16 protein-coding genes are annotated in these 18,682 nt (G+C 35.0%); all 16 read left to right on the forward strand.

Annotation, left to right across the window (positions count from 1 at the left end; genetic code table 11):
• Nucleotides 1-152: 152 nt before the first annotated feature.
• Entirely contained in the window at nt 153-1,508 is a 1,356-nt protein-coding gene (dcuC, locus tag CPHY_RS09410; protein WP_012199839.1) for a C4-dicarboxylate transporter DcuC, read from the forward strand.
• Between the two features lie 95 nt (nt 1,509-1,603).
• Entirely contained in the window at nt 1,604-2,020 is a 417-nt protein-coding gene (locus CPHY_RS09415) for a GNAT family N-acetyltransferase (protein WP_012199840.1), read from the forward strand.
• A 197-nt stretch (nt 2,021-2,217) separates the two neighbouring features.
• Complete coding sequence (locus CPHY_RS09420; protein ID WP_012199841.1) at nt 2,218-3,144, forward strand: ribokinase; 927 nt, start codon at nt 2,218-2,220, stop codon at nt 3,142-3,144.
• The gene (rihC, locus tag CPHY_RS09425; protein ID WP_012199842.1) at nt 3,137-4,057 is read left to right on the forward strand and encodes a ribonucleoside hydrolase RihC; all 921 of its coding nucleotides are present in this window, start codon (nt 3,137-3,139) and stop codon (nt 4,055-4,057) included. The genes CPHY_RS09420 and rihC overlap by 8 nt, the downstream gene beginning before the upstream one ends.
• 136 nt (nt 4,058-4,193) lie before the next feature.
• On the forward strand, nt 4,194-5,609 hold the full coding sequence (gene dcuC, locus CPHY_RS09430; protein ID WP_012199843.1) for a C4-dicarboxylate transporter DcuC: 1,416 nt from the start codon (nt 4,194-4,196) through the stop codon (nt 5,607-5,609).
• A 67-nt stretch (nt 5,610-5,676) separates the two neighbouring features.
• Nucleotides 5,677-6,693 (forward strand): LacI family DNA-binding transcriptional regulator, encoded by a 1,017-nt coding sequence (locus CPHY_RS09435; RefSeq protein WP_012199844.1) that lies wholly within the window; start codon nt 5,677-5,679, stop codon nt 6,691-6,693.
• A gap of 445 nt (nt 6,694-7,138) precedes the next feature.
• On the forward strand, nt 7,139-7,582 hold the full coding sequence (locus CPHY_RS09440; protein WP_012199845.1) for a GNAT family N-acetyltransferase: 444 nt from the start codon (nt 7,139-7,141) through the stop codon (nt 7,580-7,582).
• Between the two features lie 305 nt (nt 7,583-7,887).
• Nucleotides 7,888-10,545 carry a translation factor GTPase family protein gene (locus tag CPHY_RS09445; protein WP_012199846.1) on the forward strand — a complete coding sequence of 886 codons (2,658 nt, stop codon included), beginning with the start codon at nt 7,888-7,890 and terminating at the stop codon, nt 10,543-10,545.
• A 152-nt stretch (nt 10,546-10,697) separates the two neighbouring features.
• On the forward strand, nt 10,698-11,129 hold the full coding sequence (locus CPHY_RS09450; protein WP_012199847.1) for an RrF2 family transcriptional regulator: 432 nt from the start codon (nt 10,698-10,700) through the stop codon (nt 11,127-11,129).
• 236 nt (nt 11,130-11,365) lie between these two features.
• Nucleotides 11,366-12,229, forward strand: coding sequence for a 4Fe-4S binding protein (locus CPHY_RS09455; protein ID WP_012199848.1), 864 nt, complete (start codon nt 11,366-11,368; stop codon nt 12,227-12,229).
• 133 nt (nt 12,230-12,362) lie between these two features.
• Nucleotides 12,363-13,385: a sulfate ABC transporter substrate-binding protein gene (locus CPHY_RS09460; RefSeq protein ID WP_012199849.1), complete on the forward strand. Its 1,023-nt coding sequence runs from the start codon at nt 12,363-12,365 to the stop codon at nt 13,383-13,385.
• A gap of 18 nt (nt 13,386-13,403) precedes the next feature.
• A complete protein-coding gene (gene cysT, locus CPHY_RS09465; RefSeq protein WP_012199850.1) occupies nt 13,404-14,246 on the forward strand; it encodes a sulfate ABC transporter permease subunit CysT in 843 nt (280 codons plus the stop codon).
• 190 nt (nt 14,247-14,436) lie between these two features.
• Complete coding sequence (locus tag CPHY_RS09470; protein ID WP_157668796.1) at nt 14,437-15,261, forward strand: sulfate ABC transporter permease; 825 nt, start codon at nt 14,437-14,439, stop codon at nt 15,259-15,261.
• Between the two features lie 198 nt (nt 15,262-15,459).
• Nucleotides 15,460-16,524, forward strand: a complete 1,065-nt coding sequence (locus tag CPHY_RS09475) for a sulfate/molybdate ABC transporter ATP-binding protein (RefSeq protein ID WP_012199852.1) — start codon at nt 15,460-15,462, stop codon at nt 16,522-16,524.
• Between the two features lie 164 nt (nt 16,525-16,688).
• Nucleotides 16,689-18,377 (forward strand): adenylyl-sulfate reductase subunit alpha, encoded by a 1,689-nt coding sequence (locus CPHY_RS09480; protein ID WP_041703439.1) that lies wholly within the window; start codon nt 16,689-16,691, stop codon nt 18,375-18,377.
• Nucleotides 18,361-18,672, forward strand: coding sequence for an indolepyruvate ferredoxin oxidoreductase subunit alpha (locus CPHY_RS09485; protein ID WP_012199854.1), 312 nt, complete (start codon nt 18,361-18,363; stop codon nt 18,670-18,672). The genes CPHY_RS09480 and CPHY_RS09485 overlap by 17 nt, the downstream gene beginning before the upstream one ends.
• Nucleotides 18,673-18,682: the final 10 nt, after the last annotated feature.

Genomic DNA, 18,682 nt, shown 5'->3' on the forward strand with positions numbered 1-18,682 from the left:
GTTATAAAAATGTTAAATTAAACAAAGTGGTTAAACGTTTTAACATTTTAATTGACAAGTTTAATAAAAAATGATATTTTAAAATTACAAAGTGATAAAACGTTTTAACAAAATTACTAAATTGTTTACTTTAGAGAGAGAAGGAGAAAATTATGGTCGAAATTATTATTTCAATCGCAGCAATCATATTGCTTACAGTGCTTATTGTAAAAAAATACAATACAACAATTGCACTACTGTTTTGCGGTATTATTCTTTTAGCTGCAGCAGTAATACTAGGACATCCAGTATTAGATACTGAAACTTCGACAGGATTTGTATTACTTGATATTTTCAAAAATATTGAGACGGCTTTCTTAAGCCAATTAGGAAACATTGGTTTAACACTTATGACTCTGATGGGATATTCCACCTATATGACCTACATAGGTGCAAACGATAAAACCGTTCAGATTATGTTAAAACCGTTAGGAAAGATTAAATCAAAGTATATTTTAGTACCAATCATCTTTTTATTAGGTAATTTATTATCCTTAGTAGTTCCAAGTGCATCAAGCTTAGGCGTATTATTAATGGCTACTTTATTCCCAATTCTAACAAGAGTAGGAATGAGCCCATTAACAGCAGCAGGTATTATTGCAACTACTGCTACCATTATGCCAACACCCCTTGGAGCTGATAACGTTATAGCTGCTGAAACATTTGGAATGACGATACTTGATTATGTTGGAAAGCATGCGGCGATTTCCATTCCTTCCATTCTTCTTATGGCAATTGCTCATTATTTATGGCAAAAATATTGTGATAAGAAAGATGAAGCAAAAGGAACAGCATTTAAAACAGAATTAAAAGGTTTACGTGAAGACTTACCTCCAATCGTATATGCTTTATTACCAGTTTTGCCTTTAATTTTAGTAATTGTTATAAATCTAGGATTTCCTTCTCTAAAGGTTGGATTAGTTACTATAACTTTTATCAGTTTAATTGTTTCAATTATCTGTGAAGCTTTTAGAAGAAAAGATATTGCTAAAGTTACGCAAGATGTTCAGGAATTCTTTAAAGGTATGGGCACAGGTTTAGCATCTGTAGTATCCATTATGGTTGCAGCAACAGTTTTCGTAAATGGCTTAAAAGCATTAGGTATTGTTGACATGTTAATGGATTCTGCAAATGGTCTTAAGGGAGCAGGAATCATCATGATGTTAGCATTCAGTGGAATTACCTTTATTATAGGTTTAATAAGTGGTAATGGTTTATCGGTATTCTATGCTACGGTAGGATTAATTCCAAGTGTAGCAGCAGCTGCTTCGGTATCACCAGCGATGATTGCGTTACCAATGCAGATGATTGCTAACTTAGTACGTTCGATTTCTCCAGTTGCCGCTGTTATTGTAATAGTAGCTTCGTCAACAGGAGCTACACCAGTTCAGTTAGTAAAGAGAACAAGTGTACCAATTATAGTCGGGACGATTAGCTGTTTAGTGTTATCTTTTGTCTTATTATTTTAAGCATAAAATGAGCGCTTATCAGCGCTCATTTTTATCATAAAGATCGTGTATCATGATAATCTGACAACTCAAAATGCAAAACAAGGGGTGATAGAATGAATATAGAGATTGTTGATAATGCATTAACTCCTGAAATATATATTGATGTCAGAAAGCAAGTAAATTTCAAATATTATGAATATGACGATGTAAAAATTGCTCTTAAAAATTCACTTTATTCTGTAGTAATATTTGATGATGGAAAACCGATTGGGATTTCAAGAGTTGTCGGAGATGGAAGAATTGTTTTTTTTATCAAAGATGTTGTGGTTGTTCCGGAGTACCAAAAACTAAAGGTTGGTTCCATGTTAATGAATAGGATAGAGCAGTACCTTTCCAATGCAGCATGCGATGGTGCTTATATTGGTCTAATGTCAACACCAGGACAAACTGAATTTTATAAAAAGTTTGGTTTTATTGAAAGACCTACAGATGAATTTGGACCAGGTATGGTAAAATATCATAGTAAATGATTGATAATTAATGGTAAAATATCATAATATAAGAGATATAATAGATGGTAAGATATCATAATAAAAGAGATAATAAAAAAATGATAATAAGATAATATTATCAGGAATAAAAACATTTGCTTGACTGGCAGTATTGATTACTTGATATATACGACTGCGAAGTAAGCAGTTTTTAATAGTAAAGAGGTGACCAAATTATGAAAAAACTAATTGTATTAGGAAGTCTAAACATGGACCTTTCAATTCAAAGTGATTATATGCCAAGAAGCGGTGAAACTATTAATGGATATGGTTTCCTAATGAACTCTGGTGGTAAGGGCGGCAACCAAGCCGTTTCAGCAGCGAAACTTGGTGTGGATGTGAAGATGATTGCGAATGTTGGAAATGATATTTTTGGTAAGCAATTATTAGATGACTTAAATTCTTATGGAGTGGATGTCTCTAGTGTTGAGGTATCAAACAATGTATCTTCTGGCGTTGCTATGATAACAAGATGTAACAATGATAATCGAATTATCTTAAGCAACGGTGCAAATCATACTCTAGATTTTGAAACTGTGAAAGAGAAGTTAATAAAGATTGCGAACCCGGGAGACATTTTCTTAACCCAATTAGAGAATGATTTCGAAGTTGTTAAAAAATCAATTAAGTTTGCAAAAGAGCTTGGACTTTATACCATTTTAAATCCAGCACCTGCAAAAGTTATTGAAGATGATTTATATAAGCATTTAGATTTAGTAATTGTAAATCAAAGTGAATGTGAGCTGTTAACTGGGATTTATCCAGAGGATGAAAAATCTTATCATATTGCGCTGGAGGTATTTCGTGATAAAGGAGTAAATGCAATTATTACGCTTGGTACAGACGGTAGTATTACGAATTATACTGGTGATTATGAGTATATTGCATCAAGAAAAGTAAAAACAGTAGATACAACTGCAGCAGGAGATTCTTATATAGGAGCTCTATGTCGTTTCTTAATCTTTGAGAAAGATTTTATAGAAGGCTTAACGTTTGCTTCTGATGTGGCAGCTTTGACCGTAACCAAAAAAGGTGCTCAAATCTCAATACCTAATTTTAATGAAGTGAAAGAATATTTTAAGGAGGATCGAAATTATGAATAAAAGACCAATTATTATTGATACAGATCCAGGCATCGATGATGCCTTAGCAATTGCAATAGCACTATATGCGGGTGAATTAGATGTGAAATTAATAACTACGGTTGCTGGTAATGTAGGAGTTGATAAAACAACTTACAATGCGTTACGCTTATTAAAGTTTTTTGAAAAAGAAAGTATTCCTGTTGCAGTAGGCGCAGACAAGCCACTCATTAGACCATATGAAGATGCTAGTTATATTCATGGAAAGAGTGGTATGGAAGGTTATGATTTTGAAGATCCAACGTGTACGCCTATTACTGAGAATGCTGTGAATGCTATGAGAAGAATTATCACGGAGAGTAAAGAACCAATCACAATTGTTGCAATAGGTCCATTAACTAATGTTGCACTTTTATTGAAAGTTTATCCTGAAGTGAAAGAGAACATAAAAGAAGTTGTTATGATGGGTGGAAGTTTAAGCCGTGGTAATATGGGCGTTATGTCAGAATTTAACGTAGGCGTTGATCCAGAAGCTGCATATATCCTTTTTCACAGTGGAGTAGATATCGCGATGGTTGGACTTGATATCGGTTTAAAAGCATTAGTATTACCAGAAGATAGTGAAGAAATAAAAACAATGAATAAAACTGGCGAAATGGCGTATTGCTTATTTAAAAAATATCGTGGTGGAAGCTTTAACACAGGTTTAAAAATGTATGATAGTACTGCAATTGCATATCTACTTGCCCCTGAAATCTATGAAGTTGTAGATACCTACGTAGATGTTGAGCTTGCTGGCTCAATGACTGCTGGATGTACGGTAGTTGATTTAAAAGGTTATTTAAAACAATCGAATAATGCTAAAGTCTGTATTGATGTTGATGCAGATAAATTCCGTAAGTGGTTCAAAGAATCGATTCGTAAATGTAATTAGTAAGAATTAGAATTTGTAATGCTGCCAAACTTGATAAAATACAACTGGAAGAAAGCTATTTGGTTAGAAAAACACTTTCGCATCCTTTTATTCATAACAAGGAATAGTTTGCGAAGCAGATAGGAGCTCATGTTATATGAATAACGTTATCATGTATAGTATTGCATTAATGTCAGTTATTGTTGTGATTGTTATGCTTATTAAAAAGATGGATATCAAGATAACCATGTTTGCGATGGGTGTAGTTTTAATGTATATTGCAACATTTATGGGAAATACAATTGGTGGTGAAGGCTTTAAATCATCAGGATTGACTATCTTAGATCCATTACTGGTCATTATCAATGAATTTAAATCTTCACTTAATTCCGCTGGGTTTATCATAATGATTTTAGGCGGTTATACCTCATATATGTCAGCAATTGGAGCAAACGATGTAACTGTTCATACTTTAACTAAACCAATCAAAAAAATTAAGTCTGTATACATTTTAGTTCCGGTTGTTTTCCTTATTGGAAATTTACTTTCCTTGGTGATACCAAGTGCATCTAATTTAGCAATTATACTGCTTGCTACGTTATATCCAGTACTTCGCGAGGCAGGAATGACACCCCTTACTACAGCAGCAGTACTCGCGACAACTGCAACTGTTATGCCGACTCCATTAGGTGGAGATAACGTGGCGATTGCTACAGAACTTGCAAAATATCCTGAATTTGCTGGACTAACTGTATCAAATTATGTTTTAAAATATCATGCACTAGTATCGATTCCAACCTTAGCATTTATGGCAGCAGTACATTTCTTTTGGCAAAAGTATTTGGATAAAAGAAACGCAAACCAAATGGAAAATAAGGTAGAAATAGAGGCTGTGAAAGATATTAAAGGTGGCATGCTATTTCGTACTGTATATACCATTTTACCAGTATTCCCAATATTATTGTTAATCGCGATTTATTTGTTCGATACTTTCACTGGGGTTACAGTAAATGTTAGCGTCGAGCTAGCAGCAGTAGTTTCCTTTATAATTGCTATCTTTTGCGAGGCTATACGTAGGAAAAGTACAGCAGAAGCTCTGAATAAAACGGAATCTTTCTTTAAAGGAATGGGTAGTTCCCTGCCAATCGTCGCTTTATTAGTGGCAGCAACCGTGTATGTGTCAGGTCTTAAATCAATTGGTCTGATATCATCACTACAATCCACAATGCTTGAAATTCAAGGTTCAGGCTTAGGATTTATCTTACCATTAATTCTTGTTGGATTAACCATATTAATTGTTTTATTAAGTGGAAGCGGTACCGCATTATTTTATGCGTTAGTACCTCTAATGATGCCTTTGGCTACAGCGGCTGGTATTAATGCACTTGCTGTGACGATACCGATGGCGTTAGCAGGAAATATCATAAGAGCAGTTTCTCCTGTAGCAGCAGTAGTTATGATTGTCGCAGGTACCGTTAAGATTAGCCCATTAGATCTTGTGAAGCGAACTTCGTTACCAATGATTTCTGGAGTTATCTTCATGTTTATCTTATCTATGATTTTATTCTTATAGAATAGATTTTTCTCTGCACGTGTGTTACTATATATTGTAAAGGATTTTTTGTCTGGAGGTTGCAGAAATGAAAGTTACAATTAAAGATATAGCACGAGAAGCAGGAGTTAGTGTCGCAGCAGTTTCTTTAGTGTTAAATCATAAAGATTGCAGAATTGCTGAAGATACAAAAAAAAGAATAATAGAAGTTGCACAAAGATATAATTATACAGTCAATCAACAGGCAAGAAGTTTGGTTACGAAGAAATCCAATGTAATCGGTTTAATCATACCTGATATTGAAAATATTTTCTTTTCATCCTTATCAAAGAAAATTGAAGAATACTGCCGTAAAAAGGGATACGCAATTATGATTGTTAATACAGATGAAAATCCAGCGACAGATATCGAGCTGTTACATCTGTTAGTTTCCAGAGGTGTAGATGGTATTCTTTATACTCCAAGTATTGGAACGGAGGAAGACTATCAAAAGATTAAACCCTATTTAGAAACAATATCAGTTCCTTATGTAATGGTTGACCGTTATCTGGATGACATTGAATGCAACAAAGTATATATTGACAATATTAATGGATCTATGCAAGCTATTTCCATGTTAGTGAAAAGTGGTCATACTAAGATTGGTTGTATTGGATATGCAGTATCGAAATCTACTACAAACTCTCGTGTTACTGGTTATATTGAGGCTATGAAACAATTTGATTTGCCAGTAGATGAGAAGTATATTTATGATGGCCAATACAAGGTTATTGGTGGTTATAATGCTGGAAAAGAAATTGTGAAGACTGATTTAACAGCAGTATATAGCTGTAACGATATGATGACACTTGGATTTCTTAGATACTTAAATGAATGTGGCAAAAAAGTACCAGAGGATTACTCGATTATTAGTTATGATAATACACTACATAATTTTGTAGTAAAGCCAAAGATTACAACAATCGATCAGGATTTAGGTAAGCTTGCAAGAAACTCTTGTAGATTATTATTTAAAAATATAAATGATGAAAAAAGTGAGCCAGAAGTTATTTGTTTATATCCTCAATTGCTTATTAAGGAGAGTGTTAAAAAGTTAAATAATTGATGCTACTATTATAGGAAAGTTTCAACTTGCTATAAGAATTTCATGGTTTTGCTATAATGTTGACGTTGATTATCTATAATATATTTTTTAGTGATAATTCTTTGGGAAAATGTTTGAATAAATTAGATATAACAAGGTATTCATACAAAGATAGCAGAATATAAATTCAGAAGTTGTAGTTTTTTTTGTTCAGCGATTATTCTGAATTGTTTTATAATCTTTTAATCTTTTTAATATGTGAATTAAGGAAACTTGTAACGAGTCGCCTTAATTCACTTATTTTATATTCTTAAAGGTTTTTCTAAATTATGACCTTAATCATTGCTATTTATTTGTAATTTGTCAATGATATGTTATATAATAAATGGATGAAACAATTTATCTAAATTGATATTAAGAAAACTAAAACTATTAAAAATAAGTACATATACGGAGAGTAAAAATAATGAAAAATTTAGTTATGTTAGAAATGAAAGAGCACATGATTGATACCTGTGTTGATTTATTTATTGATACATTCACGAAAAAGCCCTGGTATGATGTTTATGAATCAAGAGAACAAGTAGAAAACTTATTCCATAATCATCATAACAATAATTACTTTATTGGTTATGTCGCAGTGTTAGACGATAAAGTTGTGGCCTTAAGCCTTGGGATGAAAAAACCGTGGATTAAAGGAATGGAATACTATATTGACCAGTTTTGCGTTAGTTACGAAATGCAGGGAAGAGGTATTGGAAGCTGGTTTATAAAAGAAATAGAAGAAGATATTAAAAAGCAAGGAATGAATGGAATCATGTTAAATACAGAGCAAGGATATCCATCCCAGAAATTTTATGAGAAAAACGGATTTGAAATAATTAAGGATGTAATAGTTTTTGGTAAATAGTAAAATCTAAAATAGAATATGCAAAAGGATTAAGGCTCGTCTGGAGTAGTACCATAATCCTTATATGGCTCTGCGCAAGTGTTTGGGCGAGGTTCCATTGGAACTTGTCTAGAAACTAGATGTGGAGCTTTCTTCATTAGTGACAAAAATTCTACGGGTACTCAATCCTGTTTTTATGAAAAATAAAACATGGAAATTGCTAAATTGCAAACTTACTGGTATCATATAAATAGAATAATCGACAGACAATCTAAGTTAGGTTGTAGTTTTTAAAGAATAGATAAAAACGAAGGATTTAAATAGATATGAACAAATTAATTATTGGAATATTAGCGCACGTGGATGCGGGTAAGACGACGTTATCAGAAAGTATACTTTATACGAGTGGTAAAATTGGAAAATTAGGTAGGGTCGATAACAAAGATGCTTACTTAGACACGAACGAGTTAGAAAGAGCAAGAGGAATTACAATATTCTCAAAACAAGCCATAGTTGAGTTAGGTGAGACGCAAATAACGTTACTCGATACACCAGGACATGTGGATTTTTCTGCTGAAATGGAGAGAACACTTCAGGTGCTAGACTATGCTATCTTAGTTATTAGTGGGGCAGATGGAGTGCAGGGACATACTAAGACATTATGGCGATTGCTTGCTATGTATCAGATACCTATATTTTTATTTATTAATAAAATGGATCAACCAGGGACAGAGAAAGATAAGATATTAAGTGATTTAAAAAATCAGTTAGAAGATGGATGCATTGATTTTGGACAAGTTATGTCAGATGAATTTTATGATCAATTAGCGATGTGCGATGAGCTCATGATGGAATCCTATCTGGAAACGGGGCTTGTGGAAACAAATCAGATAAAGCAGGCTATCAAAGAACGCAAAGTATTTCCTTGTTTTTTCGGATCAGCGTTAAGATTAGATGGTATTGAGGAATTTTTGAAGGGAATTAACACTTATACGATGCTACCTAGTTATCCTGATGAATTCGGTGCAAAAGTATTTAAAATAACAAGAGATGATCAAGGAAACCGACTAACACACATGAAGCTTAATGGTGGAAGACTTAAGGTAAAGGACGCCTTAACCAATAGAGTCTGGGAAGAGAAAGTGAATCAAATCAGAATTTACTCTGGACAAAAATACGAATCAGTAAATGAGGTAGAGGCTGGAAGTGTATTTGCAGTAATGGGACTTACTCAAACAAAGCCAGGAGAAGGACTTGGAATAGAGGAGGTTTCTGATACACCTGTATTAGAGCCAGTCTTATCCTATCAGATTATACTCCCGGAAGGCATCGACCCAAGAATGATGCTTCCAAAGCTTCGCCAAATTGAAGAGGAAGAACCAGAACTTCATATTGTATGGGAGGAACAGTTGCAAGAAATCCAAGCACAGATTATGGGCGAAGTGCAGATAGAAATTCTTCAGAGTATGATTAAAACCCGTTTTGGCGTGGAGGTGTCATTTGATGCAGGAAGAATCGTATATAAAGAAACAATTGGAAATGTAGTTGAAGGGGTAGGACATTTTGAGCCATTGAGACATTATGCTGAGGTTCATCTACTATTAGAGCCAGGGGAACCGGGAAGCGGTTTAGAATTTGGGATAGATTGCAGTGAGGACCTATTGGGGAAAAGCTGGCAAAGACTCATATTAACTCATCTGGAAGAAAAAACTCACAAGGGAGTACTAACAGGTTCTGCAACAACGGATATGAAAATCACGTTGGTAGCAGGACGGGCACACAATAAACATACAGAAGGTGGAGATTTCAGAGAAGCTACTTACCGTGCGGTACGCCAAGGCTTGAAAGAGGCAAACTCAATATTATTGGAACCTTATTATTCTTTTCAGTTGGAGCTACCTGAGAAAATGGTAGGAAGAGCAATGACGGACATTGAGAAAATGTATGGTACATGTGAAATATCACGGACAGATGGTGAGATGTCAGTTTTAGTGGGGAGCGCCCCTGTTATCACCATGAGAAATTATCAGAAAGAAGTAACTTCTTATACCAAAGGTCTTGGTAAGCTTTTTTGTAGCTTAAAAGGATATTTACCGTGCCATAATACTTTAGAGGTCATGGAAAGTATAGGATATGACTCAGAACGAGATCTTGGAAATCCAACAGGTTCTGTTTTTTGCGCACACGGTGCAGGATTTTTAGTGGATTGGAATGAAGTTAAGGACTATATGCATGTGGAAAGCTATTTAAAGGGAAAAAAAGAAGTTTCAGAGAAAATAGCAGACTACCAATTTAGAGAGAGAGAAGAGAGACTAATTAGTTTAGATGAGATTGATAAAATAATTAATAGTACCTTCTATTCAAACCAAGGGAAGAAATCCACCTGGAAAAGAAGTAAAAGTGCACGTGAAAGTTACTACGAACCTACAACCTATGTCAATCGTCAGAAGGAGAATAAAGAAGAGTATCTTCTTGTAGATGGATATAATATTATTCACGCATGGCCCGAATTAAATGAACATGTTGATGAGAATATGCACGGTGCAAGGATGAAATTACTTGATATTCTTTGTAACTATCAGGGGATACGAAAGTGTCAAATAATCGTTGTATTTGACGCTTATCGCTTACTTGGTCATCCTGAGGAAGTAATCGATTATCACAATATTCATGTAGTATATACAAAAGAGGCACAAACAGCAGATCAATATATTGAAAAATTTGCGCATGACAATCAGAAAAAATATGATATCACAGTTGCAACCTCAGACGGTTTACAGCAGATTATTATTAGAGGAGCAGGATGTTCCTTATTATCTGCGAGAGATTTAAAAGAAGAGATTGACAGAGTAAATGATAAATTAAAGAACGAATTCATAGAAACCCAAGCGAAAAATCGTAATTATCTTTTGGATACCTTATCACAGAAAGATAAGTTGAAGATGGAAGAACTAATGAATGAGGATAATACGATAGAGGAATAATTAATTTGCACTAGAATTTATAATGCAAAAAGGGTGTTTTGTAATCGATAAGGAATATTTATTTATTTTACAATATAAGTAAAATACCTTTTCGATTACACTTGAAAAACATACTTAGCTTATGGTAAATTAGGCTTATGGAGGTTAGTGCTATGAAGATATCAACAAAAGGGCGATATGCTATTCGAGTTTTGATAGATCTAGCAGAACATAATAATGGAGAATTTATTACATTAATGGATATTGCCGGGCGGCAGGAAATATCCGAGAAGTACTTAGAAGCCATCGTTTCCATATTAAGCAAGAATGATTTACTTATTTCTTTGAGAGGAAAAGGTGGTGGTTATAAACTGGCAAAAGCACCAGAACAGTATACAGTCGGCAGTATCTTAAGATTGACAGAAGGTTCTCTTGCACCTGTATCCTGTCTTGAAAAGACACCAAATAATTGTACAAGGGCTACTGAGTGCCGGACTTTACATATGTGGGAAGAATTTTATAAATTAACCAATGATTATTTTGATGGAATTACAATAGCAGATTTAGTTAAGAAAAATGATAGTGCTGATTATTATATGATATAAGATTAAAAAAGATATCTTTACCTGGGGCGGGTAACCATATCTTTTTTTTGTGTACGATAAAAATATTATCTAGGTAAAGCGTTAAAGCATAAAATTCTATAAACATATAGGCATTATATGTTTATAGGGGTAATATACTACTAAAAAAGTTAATATGTAAAACAATTCAATCTGTCAACAGAATTATGATTGGATGTAAAACAGATTATTAGAAAGATATAAGGGGAGGAAGATGAATGGAGAAAGTGGATTATGAGACTCTTAAAAGAGGCGGATTTATGCGACAGAAACAGAAAGATAATTTTTCCTTAAGGTTACAGGTGGTTGGGGGGATGCTAACTGTCAAAAATCTAAAAAAGATTGCAGAAGTTGCGGAAAAATATGGTGAGGGGTATGTTCATCTAACTTCAAGGCAAGGTGTTGAGATACCTTTTATCAAACTTCCTGATATCGAGGAAGTAAAGGAAGAACTATTGCTTGGTGAGTGTAACCCTGGAGTCAGTGGTCCGAGAGTGAGAACTGTTACCGCATGTCAGGGAAATGTCATTTGTCCTAGCGGGAATATCGATTCTTATGATATCGCGAAAAAATTAAATGATCGGTACTTTGGCAGAGAGCTACCACATAAATTCAAGTTTGGCGTTACAGGATGTCAGAATAATTGTCTGAAGGCAGAAGAAAATGATGTTGGCATAAAAGGAGCTTTAGAGGTCAAGTGGCTGGAGGAGAAATGTATTCTCTGCGGTGCATGCGAAAAGGTATGTCGCAGCCATGCGATTACCATAAAAGATGGTAAAGTCAATGTGGATTATAATAAATGTAATTATTGCGGACGATGTGCAAAGTCGTGTCCGACAGACGCTTGGGATACTGAGTCTGCTTATATTATTTCCTTTGGGGGAACATTTGGTAATAGCATAAGCAAAGGTTTCTCTCCACTACCATTAATTACATCAGAAGAGCAACTTTTTCGGGTTACAGATGCTGCAATACAGTTTTTTGATGATTACGCAAAGAAAAGTGAACGGTTTAAATTTACAATCGACAGGGTAGGACAGGAGGAATTTATCAAAAAAATGGAGGAGGCGTATTATAGCTGATGTTTAGTTAAATAGCTAATCTTTATTGAACGAAAAAATAGGAATAGGCTAATTTTTAAATAATTCAAACATTTGTTGGTTAAACAACAGGGAAGAAATATCAGATAACATATAACAAGTGGAGGTTAAATTTATGAAGGGAAGATATCAAAAAAGAATTATTGTGTTATTTTTAGTGTTTGGGATGGTATCTGTGTTTGCAGCTTGCAGTAAGAAATCAGAAGGCGGTAAAGTGACGATTACGAATGTATCCTATGATCCTACCAGAGAACTGTATATCGCGTACAATAAGCTGTTTGAACAGTATTACAAAGAAACCTATGGTACCGATGTAGAAGTTATACAGTCTCATGGTGGATCAGGAAGCCAGGCAAGGTCAGTCATTGAAGGTGCAGCAGCAGATGTCGTAACGCTCGCTTTAGCACATGATATTACATTGATTGAAGAAGCGGGCTTAATTGATTCCGGATGGCTGGAAGAGTTTAAAGGAAATTCTTCTCCTTACACTTCAACTATCGTTTTCTTAGTAAGAAAAGGGAATGATAAAAATATTAAAGATTGGGATGATTTAATTAAGGACGGAGTAGGGGTTATTACTCCGGATCCAAAAAGTAGCGGCGGAGCTTGCTGGAATTTCCTCGCTGCATGGCATTATACAAGTGTTACATATGAGGGGGATGACAATAAAACAAAAGACTTTGTAAAGAAACTCTATGACAATGTTACCGTGATGGATTCCGGTGCCAGAGGGGCAACAACAACATTTGTTGAAAATGGTCAGGGTGATGTATTACTGGCTTGGGAGAATGAAGCTATCCTAGCACTTAAGGAATATCCGGATCAATACGAAATCATAACTCCGAGTATCAGTATTTTAGCACAACCAAGTGTTGCCATCGTAGATGAAAATGCGAAGAAAAATAAAACAGAGGAAATTGCGAAAGCTTATTTGGAGTATCTATATTCGGAAGAAGCACAGAAAATCATAGGAAACTTTGGGTTCAGACCATCGAATCAAGAAATCTTGGAGGAATTTTCTGATAAGTTTGATCTTAATATAAATTTATGTACGATTGGTGATTTTGGCGGCTGGAATGAAGCCTATCAAACATTCTTTGCAGATGGCGGCATCTTTGATGAGATTTATGAGAAATAAGAATCCGATGGAGGGGTTATGGTGAAACGAAAAGTGAAAAATAATTCGGTAATACCGGGTTTTAGTTTAACCATGGGGATTACACTGCTTATGTTTTCCTTAATTATCTTCATTCCGCTGGCCTCTGTTTTAGTATATTCTTTTCAGTTATCGCCAAGTGAATTCATTCAACTAATTGCAAAGAAAAATGTAATAAATGCATTCAAAACAAGTTTGCTTTGTTCTTTTGTAGCAGCTATTATAAATTGTTTCTTTGGCTTAATTCTTGCATGGGTTTTAGTGAGGTATGAATTTATCGGAAAACGCCTGCTCGATGGCTTGATTGAATTACCATTTGCATTGCCAACAGCAGTTGCAGGTATTACTTTGTCTAAGATGTATTCTGATACAGGTATCCTTGGGAGAAAATTTGCAACGCTTAGAATTAAAGTATCCTATACCAAGCTTGGAGTTACAATAGCACTAGTTTTTATTGGAATTCCTTTTGTTGTGAGAGCAATTCAGCCAGTCTTAGAGAAATTGGATGCGCAGTATGAAGAGGCAGCTTATATCTTGGGGGCAAATAGGGTCACAACATTTTATAAAGTTATTTTTCCTGAATTAAAACCTGCCCTACTAACTGGCTTTGGTTTAGCTCTTGCAAGAGGAATCGGAGAATATGGAAGTGTAATTTATATTTCCGGAAACAGTGCAAAGGATCAAACTCAGGTTGTGTCATATGTAATCATGCAAAAACTAAATTATGTAGATTATGCAGGTGCTACAGCAATTGCTTTGGTTATGTTGATTATATCCTTTACGGTATTGTTGTTTTTAAATATCATTCAGGTACGTCAGACTAAGCGTACAAATAATGTTTAGGAGGTACGTTATGCAGAATGAATATGTTACGGATAGAGATGATAAGACATCAAATAGTAAGGATAAAACTGCAAATAGTAAGGATAAAACTGCAAACAGTAAAGATAAAACTGCAAACAGTAAAGATAAAACTACAGATAATAAACTACGTAAATCGGCAAAAAGTATAGTATTAGATAAAAATAGCAAAATGACGAAAGCAATATTAATCACAATTAGTGTCCTTTTTATTTTCTTCATGCTGGTATTACCACTGATTTCTGTTATCACCAATTCATTAAGTGAAGGTTTTACTTTTTACCGTAAGGCTTTACAGACAGAGTATGTAACAACAGCCCTCAAGGTAACTTTATTTGCTACGGTGATAGCTGTGACGGTCAATTCGTTTTTTGGAATCATTGCAGCATGGCTGATAACGAAGTTTTCCTTCCGCGGAAAACATGTGCTGGCAACAATCATTGATATTCCGTTTTCCATCTCACCGGTTATTGCTGGCTTGGCATTTCTAATGACCTTCGGGAGACTGGGATGGGCGAGTGGATATATTGATAGAATCAATAGGTTCCTTGGGACTGATATTAAAATAGTTTTTGCTCTTCCCGGCGTTGCATTGGCAACAATTTTCGTTACCTTTCCTTTTATCTCAAGAGAAATCATACCAGTTTTAAATGCCCAGGGAAGAGAGGAAGAGGAAGCGGCTGCACTGATGGGTGCGAATGGATTTACCATATTCAGAAAAATTACGTTTCCACATATTAAGTGGGCTTTATTATATGGAATCATATTGTGTACGGCGAGAGCATTGGGTGAGTTTGGGGCAGTGAATGCTTTATCTAAAACAAGAGGAGAGACATTTACCCTACCTTTAGAAATTGATGCACTTTATTTGTCTGGATCCGCTGACTCAATTACAGCGGCATTTGCGGTATCCTCTATCCTTGTGATTATTGCAATTGTTGTATTGGTGCTAAGAAACATAGTGGAATATAAAGCAAAGAGAAAAAAGGAAGTATGAAAGAAAACGTGAAAGGAAGTTGAAAAGTAAGTATAAAAAGAAAGTGTGAAACGGAAGTATAAAAAGAAAACATGAAGAGGAAGTATAAAAAGAAAGTGTGAAGAAGTTGAAAAGGAATTATAAACAGTAAGTATGAAAAGAAAGTATAAAAAGGAAATATAAAGAAGAAGTATAAAAGATGTTAAAGGGGAGAAGGGTATGTATGTAGAACTTAAAAATATAGATAAAACCTATGGAGATTTTAAAGCCTCGGAACAGGTGAACTTTGGAATCGAAAAAGGGAAACTGGTAGCTTTGCTTGGACCCAGTGGGAGTGGAAAAACTACGATATTAAGAATGATAGCAGGGCTAGAGACACCAAATACCGGGGACATTATGATTGATGGAAATCGGGTAAATGATATTCCAGCATCGGAAAGAGGAATTGGATTTGTATTTCAGAATTATGCCCTATTTCGTTATATGACCGTGTATCAGAATATAGCCTTTGGATTAGAAATAAAGAAAGTTCCAAAGAAGCAAGTAAAGGAAAGAGTAGGGCAACTTATTGAATTAACTGGTTTAATGGGAATGGAAAAGAGATACCCAAATCAATTATCAGGCGGACAAAGACAGCGGGTTGCATTTGCAAGAGCACTTGCACCGAATCCAAGCCTTCTTTTACTGGATGAACCTTTTGCAGCAATTGATGCGAAAGTACGACTCGAGTTAAGAAGCTGGCTTAGAGAAATGATACATAAAGTTGGGATTACCAGTATATTTGTGACGCATGATCAGGATGAAGCAGTGGAAGTAGCAGATGAAATTATCGTTACAAATAACGGAAGAGTCGAGCAGATTGGGCCTCCGCTTGAGATTTATAAAAAACCAAACACACCGTTTGTAGCAGAATTTATCGGGCAATCAGAGAGAGAGCCAGAGTATTATAAACTCCGAGGTTTTCAAAAAGGCAATTATATAGGTGCTATTATTAGACCGGAATTTGTGGAAGCTTTTAAAAGTGACAATCTAAAGTTTAAAGACATTATAGAATATTCGGATGAAGGTATCATTGAAGATATTTCTTTCCGAGGAAATTGTCTTCTAGTTACACTTAACGTAAGGGGGATTATTCTAACAACACAACGTTCACTGGAAAGAAGACCTATTAAGGTAGGCGAAAAAATGTGTGTCATCGTATATCGGGTATATGCTTATGATGAGGAAAAGACTTATCTTCTGGAAAACTCAGAATTGAAGGGAAAGCAGATTATAACTTTATAAGATCAATCCATCCCAAATAGATCCATTCAAAATAGATAAGGGGAAAACTTTTATTTAATATAGTGATAGATATTCTCTGGAAATTAGTATTTACGTTGCAGCGATGAACTAGAAATGTGTAAAGAGCAGTAAAATTATGAAAACTTGAAAGAATGGTAATTAATATGGGAATAAAGTTAAGACATGAGATTATCTCAACAGACGTACTCATCATTGGTGGTGGAACAGCCGGATGTTATGCCGCTTTAACACTTTGTAAAAATTCTAAGCTAAAGGTAGTAATTGCTGAAAAAGCAAATATCAAAAGAAGTGGTTGTTTAGCAGCTGGTGTAAACGCTATTAATGCTTATATCGTAGAAGGAAGAACACCAGAAGATTATGTTGATTATGCAATTAAAGATGCAAATGGAATCGTGAGGAAAGATTTGCTCTTATCCGTAGCAAAACGATTTAATGAAGTTACTGCACAGATGGAGAAGCTTGGTTTAGTCATATTAAAAGATACGGATGGAAACTATGTAACGAGAGGAAATCGCAATATAAAAATAAATGGAGAAAATTTTAAGCCTATTTTAGCCAAAGCTGTAAGGAAGGGAAAAAACATTGAGGTATTTAACAATGTCAATATCACAGATTTTATGGTAAACGATAATACAATCTATGGGGCTATTGGGTTTAGTATAAGGGAAGAAATTGCGTATGAATTTAGGGCGAAGGCTGTCATAGTATCAACAGGAGGTGCTGCAGGTTTATATAAACCCAATAATCCGGGGACTTCCCGCCATAAAATGTGGTACCCTCCTTTTAATACCGGTGCGGGATATGCAATGGGAATTAAGGCAGGAGCAGAGATGACCTCATTTGAAATGAGATTCATAGCCCTTCGGTGTAAAGATACCATAGCACCGACCGGTACCATAGCACAGGGGGTTCAGGCGAAGCAGATTAATTCCCTTGGTGAGGTATATGAGAACAACTATGGTATTACAACAAGTGAGCGAGTATATGGAACAGTGAAGGAAAATCAATTAGGGAAAGGGCCTTGCTATCTGCAAACAAGTGCTATGGATAAAGTGAAGGAGAAAGATCTATTAAAAGCTTATCTTAACATGGCGCCGAGTCAAACTTTAAAGTGGATAGAAAGTGGTAAGCTACCAAGTGAGCAGGATGTTGAAATTACAGGTACAGAACCGTATATTGTTGGAGGTCATACTGCGAGCGGATACTGGGTTAATACCAATAGAGAAACAACAATCCATGGGTTATATGCAGGAGGTGATGTTACGGGAGGCTGTCCGCAAAAATATGTGAGTGGTGCGCTGGCAGAAGGAGAGATTGCAGCACTTGATATCATAAGTAAAATAAGTGAATTTGCTGAAATAAAAGAAAATGTGGCAAAGGAAAGTAGAAAAATTGTAAAAGAGTATGAAGACATTTTGAAATCTGCGAATGCACTGTTTACCGCCGAAGAACTAGAAGAAGCGATGCAGAAAGTGATGGATGAATATGCAGGAGGGATATCAACGAATTATCAGTTTAATGAAAAACAGTTAATGCTAGCAGAGGAAAAGATTGATAACCTGATTCAACTTTCCAAAAATCTTAGTGCATCGGATATGCATGAACTAATGTTTGTCTATGAGCTGAGAGAAAGACTTTTAGTATGTAAATCAGTAATAGCGCATTTATATCATAGAAAAGAAACTAGATGGCATTCCTTTAATGAAAATTTAGATTATCCGCAACAAAGAGATGAGTATTTTTGCTATGTAAATTCTAAATTTGAAAATGATAAATTAAAGATAATCTATAGGGATATTGTTAAGGAGGCAGTGTATGAGCATAAAAATTAATCAAGAAAAATGCGTGGGCTGTCTTTCCTGTATTCTCGTTTGTCCCGGCAGCCTTATTAAAGAGAAGGATGGAAAAGCTTACATCAAATATCCCAAGGATTGCTGGGGTTGTGCTTCCTGTGTGAAAGAGTGTAAGGTATGCGCAATCGATTACTATTTAGGTGCCGATATCGGTGGAAATGGAAGTAAATTAAATGTTTCTTATGAAGGAGATATTTTACACTGGAACATTACCAAAGGTGATGGTAGTGTCCTCGTAATAGATGTAAACAGTAAAGATTCAAATCAATATTAAATGTGTGAAA

This window comes from Lachnoclostridium phytofermentans ISDg (assembly GCF_000018685.1).
GTDB classification, from domain to species: Bacteria; Bacillota; Clostridia; order Lachnospirales; family Lachnospiraceae; genus Lachnoclostridium; species Lachnoclostridium phytofermentans.

What these genes read in the sequence shown, in the direction of transcription:
- dcuC (WP_012199839.1), top strand. Translation starts at nt 153, where the DNA reads ATGGTCGAAATTATTATTTCAATCGCAGCAATCATATTGCTTACAGTG.
- CPHY_RS09415 (WP_012199840.1), top strand. Translation starts at nt 1,604, where the DNA reads ATGAATATAGAGATTGTTGATAATGCATTAACTCCTGAAATATATATT.
- CPHY_RS09420 (WP_012199841.1), top strand. Translation starts at nt 2,218, where the DNA reads ATGAAAAAACTAATTGTATTAGGAAGTCTAAACATGGACCTTTCAATT.
- rihC (WP_012199842.1), top strand. Translation starts at nt 3,137, where the DNA reads ATGAATAAAAGACCAATTATTATTGATACAGATCCAGGCATCGATGAT.
- dcuC (WP_012199843.1), top strand. Translation starts at nt 4,194, where the DNA reads ATGAATAACGTTATCATGTATAGTATTGCATTAATGTCAGTTATTGTT.
- CPHY_RS09435 (WP_012199844.1), top strand. Translation starts at nt 5,677, where the DNA reads ATGAAAGTTACAATTAAAGATATAGCACGAGAAGCAGGAGTTAGTGTC.
- CPHY_RS09440 (WP_012199845.1), top strand. Translation starts at nt 7,139, where the DNA reads ATGAAAAATTTAGTTATGTTAGAAATGAAAGAGCACATGATTGATACC.
- CPHY_RS09445 (WP_012199846.1), top strand. Translation starts at nt 7,888, where the DNA reads ATGAACAAATTAATTATTGGAATATTAGCGCACGTGGATGCGGGTAAG.
- CPHY_RS09450 (WP_012199847.1), top strand. Translation starts at nt 10,698, where the DNA reads ATGAAGATATCAACAAAAGGGCGATATGCTATTCGAGTTTTGATAGAT.
- CPHY_RS09455 (WP_012199848.1), top strand. Translation starts at nt 11,366, where the DNA reads ATGGAGAAAGTGGATTATGAGACTCTTAAAAGAGGCGGATTTATGCGA.
- CPHY_RS09460 (WP_012199849.1), top strand. Translation starts at nt 12,363, where the DNA reads ATGAAGGGAAGATATCAAAAAAGAATTATTGTGTTATTTTTAGTGTTT.
- cysT (WP_012199850.1), top strand. Translation starts at nt 13,404, where the DNA reads ATGGTGAAACGAAAAGTGAAAAATAATTCGGTAATACCGGGTTTTAGT.
- CPHY_RS09470 (WP_157668796.1), top strand. Translation starts at nt 14,437, where the DNA reads ATGACGAAAGCAATATTAATCACAATTAGTGTCCTTTTTATTTTCTTC.
- CPHY_RS09475 (WP_012199852.1), top strand. Translation starts at nt 15,460, where the DNA reads ATGTATGTAGAACTTAAAAATATAGATAAAACCTATGGAGATTTTAAA.
- CPHY_RS09480 (WP_041703439.1), top strand. Translation starts at nt 16,689, where the DNA reads ATGGGAATAAAGTTAAGACATGAGATTATCTCAACAGACGTACTCATC.
- CPHY_RS09485 (WP_012199854.1), top strand. Translation starts at nt 18,361, where the DNA reads ATGAGCATAAAAATTAATCAAGAAAAATGCGTGGGCTGTCTTTCCTGT.